At 70.6% G+C, this 13,357-nt stretch carries 10 protein-coding genes; 6 read left to right on the forward strand and 4 right to left on the reverse strand.

Annotation, left to right across the window (positions count from 1 at the left end):
* Positions 1-10 precede the first annotated feature (10 nt).
* On the reverse strand, positions 11-3,280 hold the full coding sequence (locus ACBI99_RS41880) for a discoidin domain-containing protein (protein ID WP_375075003.1): 3,270 nt from the start codon (positions 3,278-3,280) through the stop codon (positions 11-13).
* Positions 3,281-3,508: 228 nt separating this feature from the next.
* Between ACBI99_RS41880 and ACBI99_RS41885 the strand changes: the two genes are divergently transcribed.
* The 6 genes from ACBI99_RS41885 to ACBI99_RS41910 all read left to right on the forward strand — a co-directional run bounded on the left by ACBI99_RS41885 (position 3,509) and on the right by ACBI99_RS41910 (position 9,763).
* Entirely contained in the window at positions 3,509-4,498 is a 990-nt protein-coding gene (locus ACBI99_RS41885; RefSeq protein ID WP_219505424.1) for a LacI family DNA-binding transcriptional regulator, read from the forward strand.
* Between the two features lie 93 nt (positions 4,499-4,591).
* Positions 4,592-5,941 (forward strand): extracellular solute-binding protein, encoded by a 1,350-nt coding sequence (locus ACBI99_RS41890; RefSeq protein ID WP_357583810.1) that lies wholly within the window; start codon positions 4,592-4,594, stop codon positions 5,939-5,941.
* Between the two features lie 3 nt (positions 5,942-5,944).
* On the forward strand, positions 5,945-6,811 hold the full coding sequence (locus ACBI99_RS41895) for a carbohydrate ABC transporter permease (RefSeq protein WP_219505428.1): 867 nt from the start codon (positions 5,945-5,947) through the stop codon (positions 6,809-6,811).
* Positions 6,808-7,683, forward strand: coding sequence for a carbohydrate ABC transporter permease (locus tag ACBI99_RS41900; RefSeq protein WP_219505436.1), 876 nt, complete (start codon positions 6,808-6,810; stop codon positions 7,681-7,683). The genes ACBI99_RS41895 and ACBI99_RS41900 overlap by 4 nt, the downstream gene beginning before the upstream one ends.
* Positions 7,684-7,685: 2 nt before the next feature.
* Positions 7,686-9,191 (forward strand): glycoside hydrolase family 13 protein, encoded by a 1,506-nt coding sequence (locus ACBI99_RS41905; protein ID WP_375075004.1) that lies wholly within the window; start codon positions 7,686-7,688, stop codon positions 9,189-9,191.
* 41 nt (positions 9,192-9,232) lie between these two features.
* The gene (locus ACBI99_RS41910; RefSeq protein WP_308125763.1) at positions 9,233-9,763 is read left to right on the forward strand and encodes a carboxymuconolactone decarboxylase family protein; all 531 of its coding nucleotides are present in this window, start codon (positions 9,233-9,235) and stop codon (positions 9,761-9,763) included.
* Here the strand turns inward: ACBI99_RS41910 and ACBI99_RS41915 are convergent.
* The 3 genes from ACBI99_RS41915 to ACBI99_RS41925 all read right to left on the reverse strand — a co-directional run bounded on the left by ACBI99_RS41915 (position 9,760) and on the right by ACBI99_RS41925 (position 13,342).
* Entirely contained in the window at positions 9,760-10,989 is a 1,230-nt protein-coding gene (locus ACBI99_RS41915; protein ID WP_375075005.1) for a hypothetical protein, read from the reverse strand. The two genes, ACBI99_RS41910 and ACBI99_RS41915, sit on opposite strands and share 4 nt — an antisense overlap.
* A 72-nt stretch (positions 10,990-11,061) precedes the next feature.
* Positions 11,062-12,303 (reverse strand): phospholipase D-like domain-containing protein, encoded by a 1,242-nt coding sequence (locus ACBI99_RS41920; protein WP_357583802.1) that lies wholly within the window; start codon positions 12,301-12,303, stop codon positions 11,062-11,064.
* Positions 12,304-12,346: 43 nt separating this feature from the next.
* Entirely contained in the window at positions 12,347-13,342 is a 996-nt protein-coding gene (locus ACBI99_RS41925) for a LacI family DNA-binding transcriptional regulator (RefSeq protein WP_219505440.1), read from the reverse strand.
* Positions 13,343-13,357: the final 15 nt, after the last annotated feature.

Below are 13,357 nucleotides of genomic sequence, written 5' to 3' on the forward strand. Positions count from 1 at the left end.
CGGGCTCCGGTTACTGGATGTTCAGGGTGAACGTCGAGGTGGTGTTCCTGACGTCCTGATGGTTGCCGCCGAAGCGCAGCCCCCGGAACGTCGCCGAGCCGACCGCCGGGCCCTGCCCCGGCTCGGGCATCTCGTTCACCCAGATGCCGAACCCGGACTTGGCGTCGAAGGCGTCGCCGCTCTTGCGCGCCCCGGTGATGGAGACGTTCTCGAACACGGTGTCCGTGACCGGGTTCAGCGGCTGGTTGCCCGCGTACCCGGTCTGGAACATGATCCCCGAGTACGTGGGGTCCACGATCTCCAGGTTGCTGACCCGGATGCCCTGGAACACCTTCGAGGCCGAGAACAGCCACATCGCCGGGAACGTCTGCTGCCCCCAGAAGTGCCCGCCGGCCCGGACCAGCGAGATGTTCTCGAACCGCGTGGGCGGGCTGGCCCCGAAGCCGTGCATCGGGATGCCGAAGTCGAGCGAGCTGATCGTGACGCCCGAGTAGACGAGCGTGTCGGCCACGTAGATGTTGCGGAACACGTTGTCGTAGCCGCCGTAGACCGCGACCCCGGCCGCCCGCCAGGTGAGCAGCGACGTCAGGTTCTCGTACACGTTGCCGTGCTGCTGGCCGCTGTTGTTGTCGATGGCCGAGAACAGCGCGAAGCTGTCGTCGCCCGTGGAGCGGGTCTCGATGTTCGTCACGTGGTTGCCGGTGCTGCCGTTGGTCATGTTGAGCCCGTCGGCGAACACGTTGCGGATGCGCGAGTTCTTCAGCGTCATGTCGTCGGTGTTGGAGCCCCAGTACATGCAGATCTGGTGCTCGACCCACAGGTTGTCGATCGTCATGCCGGCGACGTTGCTGAGGTCGAACACCTTGCCGGGGCCGTCGATGCGGCTGGTGTAGTTGCCGAAGTAGGCGAATCCGGCGAACGTGGAGCCGTTGGCGGTGGCGTCGGCGCGGAAGCCGATGTCGGTGTTCTCCTGCCCGGCGGGGGCGTGGAAGCGGGTGTACCAGGGCCCGGCGCCGACGATCTTGACGGGCTTGCCGTACACCTGGAACTTGCCGGAGGTCCGGTAGTCGCCCGGGGGCAGGTAGACGCCCTCCAGGCCGGGCTCCTGGCGGGCGCGGTCGAGCGCGTTCTGCACGTCCTGGTGCCCGAGACCGGCGGGCACGGCGTAGCGCGCCGGGTCGGGGTTGGCGGCGGGGGAGACGTGCTCCAGGTCGACGAAGTCGATCGTGTAGGTGGAGGTGTTGGCCGCGTCCTTCTGCAGCCTGATCTTGCTGCCGGCCTCGACGGTGGTGCCGAGCATCAGGTTGGCCTCGTCGTAGATGTGCCGGGGCGGCCCGGATCCGGGGGAGTTGTTCGGGCTCGCCTCCGGCCCGTACAGCCAGGCGTAGCGCGAGGTCAGCGGGATGGCCTTGAGGAACGTGCCGTCGACGTAGACGTTCAGCGTGGAGTCGATGCCGCCGCCGCCCGGCGCGTCGGGGATGGAGAACCGGGTCACGAGCGTGTTGGTGCGGGCCCGGGCGGTGAACTCGACGTAGGAGCCGGTGCTGCCGAGCGTGACCGCGCGGCGGCCGGACGCCTCGCCGGCCAGGTGGCCGACCTCCCTGCTGGGGCCCAGCCGGGTGGCGCCGCCGCCGACGGCCGCGTCCTCGGCCTCGTAGGTGTCGTACGGCATGCTCGCGCCGCGGCCGACGGCGAGCTGGTGGGTGCTGGTGTTGTTGGCGCGCTTGACCGGGAGCTCGGCGGCGTCGGCCGCGAGCACCACCTTGACCGTGTGGCGGCCGTCGGCGGCGGTCCAGGCGCCGAGGTTGACCGGGGCGGTGGTGGCGCCGGGCGCGATCACGCCGGAGGCGGAGCCGGTCAGCGTGCGGACGACGGCGCCGGAGGCGTCGGCGACGGTGAGCGTGATGCCGTGCGAGCCGCCGCTGGACGCGATCGTGCCCTGGTTCCTGATCGCGACGGAGAACGTCACGGTGTCGCCCTGCGCGGGGTTGCCCGGGGTCCAGGCGACGGGGGCGGCGACCAGGTCGGCGGTGTCGACCGGTTTGACGGTCAGGTTCGCGGTGGCGGTGTTGTTGGTCTCGTCCCGCTCGATGATCTCGCCGCCGGGGTCGACCTCGGCGGTGACGGCGTACGTCCCGGCGTCGCGGGCGCCGATCGCGGCGGTCACGGTGGCGGTGGCGCCGGGGGCCAGCGGGCCGACGTCCGCGCTGCCGGCCTCGGCGTCTCCCAGGGAGAACGTGACCGACGTGGCGGCGGACGGGGCCGTGCCCGCGTTCCTGACCTGGGCGGACAGCGTGATCGTGTCGGTCTCGACCGGTGCGGCGGGGGAGGCCGCGGGCGCGGTGACGGTCAGGTCGGGGTTGGCCGAGGCGGTGCCGAACACCTGGAACTCGGCGACCTGCCCGCCCGGCGCGCCGGAGTTGGCGGTGAAGCGGAGCTGCACGTCGGCGGCCTTGCCGGTGACCGGGATCGTCACCGTGTTGCCGGTGGCCGGGCTGAAGCCGTAGGTGGCCTGGGCGGCCAGGCTGGTGAAGGAGGTGGCGTTCTGGCCGCGGCCGAGCACCTGGATGGCCTGGGTGCGCGGGCCCCACGCGCCGTCGGGGTTCAGCTTGACCGCGACCGAGGTGAGGTCGTGGTCGGCGCCGAGCTTGACGGTCAGCGTGCTGGGGTGGCCGGCGCCCTCGTAGTAGGTGGTCAGGTCGCCGTCGTTGGCGTTGGCCGGCACGTATGTGTGCGTGTGGGCGGAGCCGGTGACCGGCTTGCCCGCCGCCAGGTTCGCGCCCGGGTCGGGGCCGGGTCCGCCGCCGGCGCCCCACACCTCGAACTCGGCGAGCTGCCCGGCGGGCCAGCCGGTGTTGGCGCTGAACTGCAGCCGCACGTAGCGGGTGCTCGCGCTGACCGGGACGGTGGCGGTGGGGGCGAAGGCGTAGGCGGCCTGGGCCTTGATCGTGGTGAAGGCGGACCCGTCGGCGCTGCCCTGGACGGTCAGCGTCTGGGTGCGGCTCGGCCAGCCGGAGGGCAGCTTGAGCGTGAGGCTGTTGACGGTGGCGGTGGCGCCCAGGTCGACCTGGACCCACTGGGGGAAGGCGTTGTTGGCGGACTCCCAGTAGGTGGCCTGGTTGCCGTCGGTGACGTGCGCCGCCGCGTACGTCTGGGTGTGGCTGCTGGCGGTGGCCGTGCGGCCGGCCGCGAGGTTGACGTCGGCCGCCGCATGGGCGGGGGAGGCGGGTGCGGCGAGGATTCCGATGACCAGGGCGAGGGCGGCTAACAGTGCTCTCATGGGGGGTGGCCCTTCGAAGAAGTCGGTTGGCCGAACCATAGGTTGTTCAGCAGATGTCAGCAATATTCCGACGAGATTTCGCAAACAATTGACTGACTGATGCCGGGTCGTCGACGGCCAAGGTGCTGGTCAAGCCGCGAAAGGGCCCTGGAGGCAAGGCGTGAGCGCCCCGCAAGGCCGAGCGTAAGCGGTTGCAAGGGCTTGCGTTGATAGCCGTATAGTTTGCGCATGACGCGACGACTGGCAGAGGTGGCCAAGAAGGTCGGGGTGAGCGAGGCGACCGTGAGCCGCGTGCTCAACGGCAAGCCTGGGGTGTCCGACGCCACGCGCGAGGCCGTGCTGACGGCGCTCGACGTGCTCGGCTACGAGCGCCCCACCCAGCTGCGCGGCGACCGGGCCCGCCTGGTCGGCCTCGTCCTCCCCGAGCTGCAGAACCCGATCTTCCCCGCCTTCGCCGAGGTGGTCGGCGGCGCGCTGGCCCAGCAGGGGTTCACCTCCGTGCTGTGCACCAGGACCGTCGGCGGGGTGTCCGAGGCCGACTACGTGGATCTGCTGCTCCAGCAGCAGGTCAGCGGCGTGGTGTTCGCCGGCGGGCTCTACGCCCAGGCCGACGCCTCGCACGGGCACTACGAGCTGCTGCACGAGCGCAAGCTGCCCACGGTGCTGGTCAACGCCGCCGTGGAGCGGCTGGACTTCCCGCAGGTGTCGTGCGACGACGTGGTGGCCGCCGAGATGGCGCTGGGTCATGTGCGGGCGCTCGGCCACGAGCGGATCGGCTTGGTGCTGGGCCCCAAGGACCACGTGCCGTCGCGGCGCAAGCTGGAGACGTTCCAGGCGGAGGGCGGCGACCCGGAGCTGGTCGAGCACACGATGTTCTCGCTGGAAGGCGGGCACGCGGCCGCCGCGAGGCTGGTCAGGCGCGGTGTGACGGCGGTGATCTGCGCCAGCGACCTGCTCGCGCTCGGCACTGTGCGGGCGGCCAGGCGGGCCGGGCTGAGCGTGCCGGGTGACGTGTCGGTGGTCGGCTTCGACGACTCGGCGCTGATGAACTGCACCGAGCCGCCGCTCACCACGGTGCGCCAGCCGATCGACGCGATGGGCCGGGCCGTGGTCGACCTGCTGGTGGCCCAGATCGACAAGGCCGTCGTCCCGGCCGACGAGCTGCTGTTCGAGCCGGAGCTGGTGGTCCGGGCGTCGACCGCGCGCCCGAGGGCGTAACACAGTCGTTATCTTGCAATAGTCCGTCGAAATCTTGCGGACTTTCGTTGGCGATCCTATGGTGTGGGCACCTCGCATCAGAAGGGTCAGCCCATGAAGAGATCCACGGGACTCTTAGTTGCAACCGCGCTCGGCCTCGCCGCCACCGCCTGTGGTTCCGGCGAGCCGGCCGAGCCCGCGGCCGGCGGAGCGGCCAAGGTGACGATCACCGTGGCCTGCCAGCCGGCCAAGTCCGCCCCCAAGGAGCGCCAGGCCTGGGACGACGACGTGGCCGCCTTCATGAAGGCGCACCCGAACGTGACGGTCAAGAGCACCGACCAGCAGCCGTGCTTCGACCCCAAGACGTTCGGCCCCAAGCTCGCCGGCGGCCAGATGGAGACCGTCTTCGTCGTCCCCGTGACCAACTACGACGACGTGATCGCCCAGGGCCAGGCCAAGGACATCACCCAGCTCACCGGCGAGATCAAGAACTGGAACGACCTGCGCCAGGACGTGCGCGACCTGGTGACCAAGGACGGCAAGGTCTACGGCGTCCCCAACGTCCACTACGGCGTCGGCCTCGTCTACAACCGCAAGCTCTTCACCGAGGCCGGGCTCGACCCCGACACGCCGCCGGCGACCTGGGCGGAGATCCGCGAGGCCGCCAAGAAGATCGCCGCGCTCGGCCCCGGCCACGTCGGCTACGGCGAGTACTCCGGCGGCAACACCGGCGGCTGGCACTTCACCCAGGCCATCTACGGCCGCGGCGGCAGCATCCTCACCGAGGACGGCAAGAAGGCCGCCTTCAACTCGCCCGAGGGCAAGGCCGTGCTCCAGACGCTGCACGACATGCGCTGGATCGACAACAGCATGGGCAGCAAGCTCCTGGTCGGCTGGGAGTCGCTCATGGTGGCGATGGGCAGCGGCAAGGTCGGCATGATGCTCGGCGCCCCCGACGTGGTCACCGACGTGGTCGGCAAGTTCAAGGGCAACGTCGCCGACTACGGCATCACCGGCTTCCCCGAGGCCAAGGCGTCGCTGAGCGGCGGCGAAGCCTTCATGATCAACCCGAAGGCCACGCCCGAGGAGGCGAAGGCGGGCATGCAGTGGCTCGACTTCCGCTTCAACACCCCCGGCAAGGGCCGCTTCGACTACGCCCGCGGCAAGGCCAACGGCAACCCGGTCGGCGTCCCCGACAACGCCGTCTACGGCGACTCGCCCACCGGCCAGGCCATCCAGGCCGACCGGGTGAAGAACGCCTCCCTGCCGGTCGAGAACTACGACCCGTACGTCAAGGCCTCCGCCACGATCCCGCCCAAGGCCGAGCCGGTCCACGCCCAGGAGATCTACGCGATCCTCGACGTGGCCATGTCCGGCGTGCTGTCCGACAAGGACGCCGACATCGACCGGCTGCTCGCCGACGCCGAGACCAAGGTGAACGCCGTGCTGGCGGCCAAGGGCTGACGCATGGGTGTTCTCAGGCGCAATCTGACGGCCTACGGGTTCCTGTGCGCGGCGCTGTTCTGCTTCGCGGTGTTCGCCTGGTATCCGATGATCAGAGAGTTCATCCTGAGCTTCCAGGAGACGAACCTGATCGATCCGCCCACCTGGGTCGGGCTGGACAACTTCGAGTACGCCGTGAAGTACCCGGGCTTCACCGAAGCCTGGATCGCCACCCTGCAGTTCACGTTCCTCGCGCTGGTGTGCGGCTTCGTCGTCCCGTTCGTCGTCGCGCTCGTGCTCAACGAGCTGCGCCACGCCCGGGCCTATCTCAGGTTCGTGGTCTACCTGCCGGTCATGCTGCCGCCGATCGTCGCGGTGCTGCTGTTCAGGTGGTTCTTCGACCCGGGGCCCGGGCTGTTCAACCAGATCCTCGGACTCGTCAACCTGCCCGGCCTGGCCTGGCTGGACTCCCCGCACACCGCGCTGATCTCCCTGGTCATCGTCTCGACCTGGATGAACATGGGCAGCGCGACCCTGATCTACCTGGCGGCGCTGCAGAACATCCCGCCGGAGCTGTACGAGGCGGCCGAGCTGGACGGCGCCGGCATCCTCAAGCGGATCCGGCACGTCACGATCCCGCAGACGAAGCTGATCCTGCTGCTCATGCTGATGCTGCAGATCGTGGCCACCATGCAGGTGTTCATCGAGCCGTACATGCTGACCGGCGGCGGGCCCGCGGGCTCCACCGTCACCGTCGCCTACATGATGTTCCAGTTCGCCTTCACGAACCAGAACTACGGCGTGGCGGGCGCGCTCGGCATGATGCTCATGATCGTGTTGCTGGTCTTCGCCGCGTTCCAGCTCCGGCTCACCCGGGAGGACAAGGCATGACCATCCATTCCGGCCAGTTCCGTACGATCATCTCCCCGCTCCAGCTCAACAGCCCGTGGGGACGGCGCATCTACTGGACCGTGCTCGTCACGGTCGTGATCACCTTCACGCTCGCCTTCGTCTTCCCGCTCTACTGGATGATCACCGGGGCGATGAAGACGGGCGAGGAGATCGCCCAGATGCCGCCCACGCTCTTCCCCGCCGACCCCACGCTCGACGCCTACGCCGAGGCGTGGAGCCTGTTCGACCTCGGCACGCTGCTCGGCAACACCGCCTACTACTCGCTGGGCGGCTGGATCTTCTGCATGCTCGTGGACGTGTCGGCCGCCTACGCGCTGTCGAAGCTGCGGCCGATGTTCGGCACCGTGATCCTCGGCGCCATGCTGGCCACGCTGATGATCCCGGCCATGGTCGTGCTGATCCCGCTCTACGTCACGGTCGTCGACCTGGGGCTGCTCAACAACCCGTGGGGCCTGTGGTTCCCGGCGGCGGCCAACGGGTTCAACGTCTTCCTGCTCAAGCGCTTCTTCGACTCGATCCCGAAGGAGCTCGTCGAGGCGGCGCAGATCGACGGCGCCGGCCCGGTGCGGGTGCTGTGGTCGGTCATCCTGCCGATCTCCAGGCCGATCCTCGGCGTCGTGTCGATCTTCACGATCGTCACCTCGTTCAAGGACTTCACCTGGCCGCTGCTGGTCATGACCGACAGCGACAAGATGACGCTCAGCGTGGGCCTGTCGCAGACCGCCGGCATGGTCAGCCAGAACGCCATCATGGGCGGCCTGGTCGTGGCGAGCATTCCGACGATCATCGTCTTCTTCATCTTCCAACGTCACATCATGGCGGGTCTCACCGCCGGATCTATCAAGGGATGAGCATGTCGCACACGTGGTGGCGGGGGGCCGCGATCTACCAGGTCTACCTGCGCAGTTTCGCCGACGGCAACGGCGACGGCGTCGGCGACCTGGCCGGGCTCCGATCCCGCCTGCCCTACCTCAAGGACCTGGGCGTCGACGCCGTCTGGCTGAACCCGTGGTATCCGTCGCCGATGGCCGATGGCGGCTACGACGTGGCCGACTACCGCGGCATCGAGCCGGTGTTCGGCACGCTGGGCGAGGCCGAGCGGTTCATCGCCGAGGCGCACGAGCTGGACATCAAGGTCATCATCGACGTCGTGCCCAACCACAGCTCCACGGAGAGCGACTGGTTCAAGGAGGCGCTGGCGAACCCGGCGGCCCGCGACCGGTTCTGGTTCCGCGACGAGCCCAACGACTGGCAGTCGATCTTCGGCGGCCCCGCCTGGACCCAGGTCCCTGACGGCCAGTGGTACCTGCACCTGTTCGCCCCCGAGCAGCCCGACTTCAACTGGGACAACCCGGAGGTGCACCGCGAGTTCGAGGACGTGCTGCGCTTCTGGCTGGACCGGGGCGTCGACGGCGTCCGCATCGACTCGGCCGCGCTCCTCGTCAAGTCCGACACCGCGTACGAGGACCTCGACCCCGTGCACGACGTCTACCGGCGCTGGCGGCAGGTGGCCGAGGAGTACGACGAGCGCGTGCTGATCGGTGAGCTGTGGCTGGCCGACCAGGAGCGGTTCGCCCGCTACCTGCGGCCCGACGAGCTGCACACGGCGTTCAACTTCGACTTCCTGGCGTGCCCGTGGGACCCGGACGAGCTGCGCCGGGTCATCGACCTCACGCTCGCCACGCACGCCCCCGTCGGCGCGCCGCCGACGTGGGTGCTGTCCAACCACGACGTCACCCGCCCGGTGACCAGGTACGGCCGGTCCGATACGTCGTTCGCGCACGGCGGCGCGCTGCACGGCGTCCCGTCGGACCCCGAGCTGGGCTACCGCCGTGCCAGGGCGGCCGCGCTGCTGGCGATGGCGCTGCCCGGCGGGCTGTACGTCTACCAGGGGGAGGAGCTGGGCCTGCCCGAGGTCGAGGACCTGCCGGACGAGCTGCGCCAGGATCCCATGTACGCCCGCTCCGGCGGCGCGAACCCGGGCCGCGACGGCTGCCGCGTGCCGCTGCCCTGGTCCGGCGACGAGCCGCCGTTCGGCTTCGGCGGCTCGCGCCCGTGGCTGCCGCAGCCGGAGAGCTGGCGCAAGCTCACCGCCGAGTCGCAGCTCGCCGACCTGGACTCGATGCTGAACCTGTACCGCCACGGGCTGCGGCTGCGCCGCGAGCACCTCGGCGACGGCACGCTGACCTGGCTCCCGGCGGCGGAGCGGGTGCTGGCCTTCACCCGCGACACCGGCGTCACCTGCGTCACCAACCTCGGGACCGAGACGGTGCCGCTCCCCGACGGCGTCGTCCTGCTGGCCAGCGGGGGCCTGGAGGACGGCGCGCTGCCCCCGGACACCACGGCCTGGGTGCGCTGACCAGAGGGCCGGGCCGATCGGGGCGGGCTAGCATCGGTGCGGTGACGCGCCTTCGCCCGATGCCGCCCGCCGGGCTCGACCCCGACGCCCGCGCCCTCTACGACCGCATCGTCGCCGGCCCGCGCGGCCTGTCGATGGTCGGCGACGGGGGCGCGCTCGCCGGGCCGTTCAACGCCATGCTGCTCAGCCCGGCCCTGGGCGATCCGCTCCAGGAGCTGGGCGCGGCCGTCCGCTACCGCTCGGCGTTGCCGGGCCGGTGCCGGGAGCTGGCGATCCTGGTGGTGGCCGCGCACTGGGACAGCGCCTTCGAGCGGCGGGTGCACGAGGGGCTCGCCGCCGGGCTCGGCTTCACCGCCGCCGAGCTCGCCGCGATCCGCGCGGGCGAGCCCCTGGACCTGGCAGACCCGCAGGAGGCGGCCGTCCTGCGGGTCACCCGCGCGCTCGTGGCCAGGGGCGACGTGGACGACGACGAGTACGCCCTGCTGCCGGAGCCGATGCTGTTCGAGCTGACGACGCTGACCGGCTACTACGCCACCCTGGCGCTCCAGCTCCGCGTCTTCCGCGCAAGCTAGGGCCGTGCGGTGCGGCGGCGCAGGAGCAGCCCGCCGACGCCGGCCGCGAGCACCAGGGCCGACCCGGTCAGCACGAACAGCCGCCCGTCCGGCCCCGCCGTGCCGCCCGCGCCCGTCGCCACGCCGTCCTTGGGCGTCCTGGACTCATCCGCCGAGGGCTCGTCGGCCGGGTCGTCGTCCGTGGGCGTCGGGGTGGGGGTCGGGGTGGGCGTGGTGGTGGTCGTCGGGGTCGGGGTGGAGGTCGAGCCGCCCGCGCCGATGGTCAGCGTGTACGTCTTCAGCAGGTCGGAGTTGTCCGGCTCGCACTCGATGAGCGGGCTCGTCGGCTGCAGGCCGAAGTTGATGGAGGCCGGCTTGACGGTCGCGGTGCCCGCCTGCTGCGAGGTCGTCTTCATGTCCACCGACGCGGGCAGCGGGATCGGCTGGCCGACGGTGACGCCGCTCAGCTCGCCCACGCCCGTCGCCGAGGTGAGCCCGGTCAGGCCGGAGATCGACGCGTAGGCGTACATCTTGAGCCCGGTCGTGGGCAGGCCGTTGGGGGCCTCCAGCTCGGCGCCGCTCTCGTAGACGCCCTTCCAGCCGATCGTGAACTGCTGGCCGGGCGCCGGGTTCGTCGTCGGCAGGGTGAGCGTGACCTTGACGTCGACCTCCTGCTCGGCGCCCGAGGTGGGCTTGCAGGTGTAGAGGACGATGTCGCCGCCGGTGGTGTCGCCGCCGCCGGGGCCGACGGTGACGGTCACCCCCTGGGTGCTGCTGGTCGTGCAGGAGGTGACGTCGTTGGGGGCGCTCGCCAGCGACAGCTTGAGGCTGCCGGTCTCCGTCGACGGCTTGACCGTCACCTCGGTCGTGGAGGTCACCGTGACCTGGCTGGTCACGGTGCTCGCGGTGGCGGACGTGGCTCCGGCGGCCACGCTCGCGCCCGTCGCCACCAGGTCCGCGTGGGTGCCGCCGTTGACGACGAGCTTGCCGTTCACCTGGACCTGCGTGGCGGCCGTCGCGGCGGTGCGGAGCGTCAGCGGGGGGATCGCCCACTCCGCGTCGAACGTCCCGGTCGCCGAGTCGGGCACGACGACCGGCACGCTCAGCGAGGCGTTGCTGAACGGCCCGCCCGAGCAGGTGTAGGACACGGTCAGGGTCTTGTCCGCGGCCAGCGCGGGCGGGGCCAGGCCCGCCAGCGCCGCGGTCAGGACGAGCAGCACGCCTAAGGCGGAACGCGAGGACGGCACCGTCCATCCCCCTCATCGGAGCGGTTTGTCGTAGCCGACCCACAATCGCAGTATTTGGTCACAACGGTGTCTCTAGGCGCGGCACGTATCACGGATCTTGTAGAACCACGACAGGTACGGCGTGTGCACGTCCCGGCCGGAGATTCGCAGCAGGCTGTCGTCGGCGTTCTCCAGCGTGGTGAAGTTGGCGCTGCCCGTGTAGACGCGCGGCGTGATGTCGTCGTCGTAGAAGCCGTCGATCATCATCAGCTTGGCGTGCGGCACTACGGAACGGCCGCCCACGGTGAAGCGGCAGGGCGTGAGCTGGATGCGCCTGCCGTTGACGGTCTTGGCCAGCTCCTCGCGGATCGCCGTGGTGACCGCGCTGCCGTCGTTGTAGACGACGTCCACCCAGCAGTTCTCGCCGCGCAGCCGCAGCAGCTCCCTGGCGATCTCCACCCGCGACCAGTTGAACGCCGTGAGCACCAGGCGGACGTCCGTCTGCCGGGTGACGCCGTCGGTGTCGCGGTAGGAGCACTCGACGAGCTTGAGCACGTTCGCGATGTGGTCGCCGGTCGCCGAGTCGCGCGGCAGGAAGTGACCCCGGTGCTTGGTCCCGGTCGGCGTCGTCCAGAAATAGCCCGGGTTCACCGGCCGGTGCCGGCCCGCCCGCAGGTCGTCGAAGTAGCGCACGTACGCGTCGTGCACGACCGCGTCCTGGAAGGTGTAGGCGTCGTTGTAGGAGTTGTACAGATACCAGTCCGACAGGTTCGACGACGTCTGGAACACCACGTCGGCGCGCGTGACCCCGCCCACCTGGAGCTCGGAGAACGTGGCGAACTTGCTGTGCAGGTAGTTGCGCGCGATGCAGCCCCGGTCCACCGCCGCCGGGTCCGGGTACTCGCACTGCACGACGAAGGAGGCGGCGCCCTCCGCGCTCCCGAGGGCCGCGCCGAGCCGCGCCAGGACGGAGTCGTTCTTGCCGTCGTCGGTGCTGTCGAGGATCACCTTGACCCGTACGCCCCGGGCGTGCGCGTCGATCAGCGCGTCGGCCACCTCGCTCGACCGCTGGCCCTCGCCGAACTCGAACATGACGAACCGGATGTCGCTGCCGGGCCGCGCCGCCCGGATCAGCCTGATGAGCTGGTCCATCACCGCCGACTGGGCGGCGCTGGGGGTGCCGGGGACGCCCGAGCCGGCCACCGGGTCGTTGAACACCGGCCCGCCGATCACGGGCGGACCCGTGACGTCGGCCGAGGCGGGGGAGGGGAGCGACAGGGTGAGGGGCAGGGCCAGGCACAGCGCCGCCAGGACGGCGGCCCGTTTCGACATCATGGACGGACGATCCGCCGACGTAGATCGGCTGTCAAGAAGCCTGTCAGGCCGACTCGCGCACCACCAGCTCGGTGGGCAGGATGACCGGATCGCCCGGCCCGCCCTCGAACAGGTCGAGCAGCAGCCGCACCATCGCCGCCGTCTGCTCGGCGATCGGGTGGCGGATCGTGGTCAGCGGCGGCTCGGTGTACTTGGCCGCCTCGATGTCGTCGAAGCCCACCACGGCCACGTCGTCCGGCACCCGGCGCCCCGCCTGCCGCAGCGACTGCAGCGCGCCCACCGCCATCAGGTCGTTGGCCACGAACACCGCGTCCAGCCCGGGATCGTCGCCCAGGAGCTGGCGCATCGCCACCGCGCCCGACTCGCGGGTGAAGTCGCCCACCGCCACGATCGAGCGCCGGTCGGAGTCGCGCAGCACGTTGCGGTAGCCGGTGAGCCGGTCCTGGCCGCCGATCATGTCCTGCGGCCCGGCGATCGTGGCGATCCGCCGCCGCCCCGACTCCACCAGGTGCCGGACCGCCGCCTCGGCCCCGCCCACGTTGTCGTTGTCCACGTACGGGATGTCGACGGGCACGGCCGGGCGGCCGTAGGAGACGACCGGCACGCGCAGGCGGGCGATCGCCGGCGGGAGCGGGTCGGCGCCGTGCATCGAGATGAGCATCGCGCCGTCGACGTGCCCTCCCGCGATGTAGCGCTCCACCCTGGCGTGGCTCTTGGCGGAGGAGGCCAGCATCAGCACGACCTGCTTGTTGACCGCCTCCAGCTCCACGCTGGCCATCCGGATCACCGTCGAGAACAGCGGGTCCTCGGAGAACACCCTGGTCGGCGGCTCGGAGACGACCAGGGCGATCGAGTCGGTGCGCTGGGTGACCAGACTGCGCGCCGCCGAGTTGGGCACGTAGCCCAGCTCGTCGATGGCCTGCTGCACCGCGTCGCGGATGTGCGGGGCCACCGTCGTCTGCCCGTTGACCACGCGCGACGCCGTGGCCCGGGAGACTCCGGCGCGGGCGGCGACCGCCTCCAGAGTGGGACGTCTCATGACTTCACCATGTGG

Source organism: Nonomuraea sp. ATR24 (genome assembly GCF_041950485.1).
In the GTDB taxonomy this organism is placed as follows: domain Bacteria; phylum Actinomycetota; class Actinomycetes; order Streptosporangiales; family Streptosporangiaceae; genus Nonomuraea; species Nonomuraea ceibae.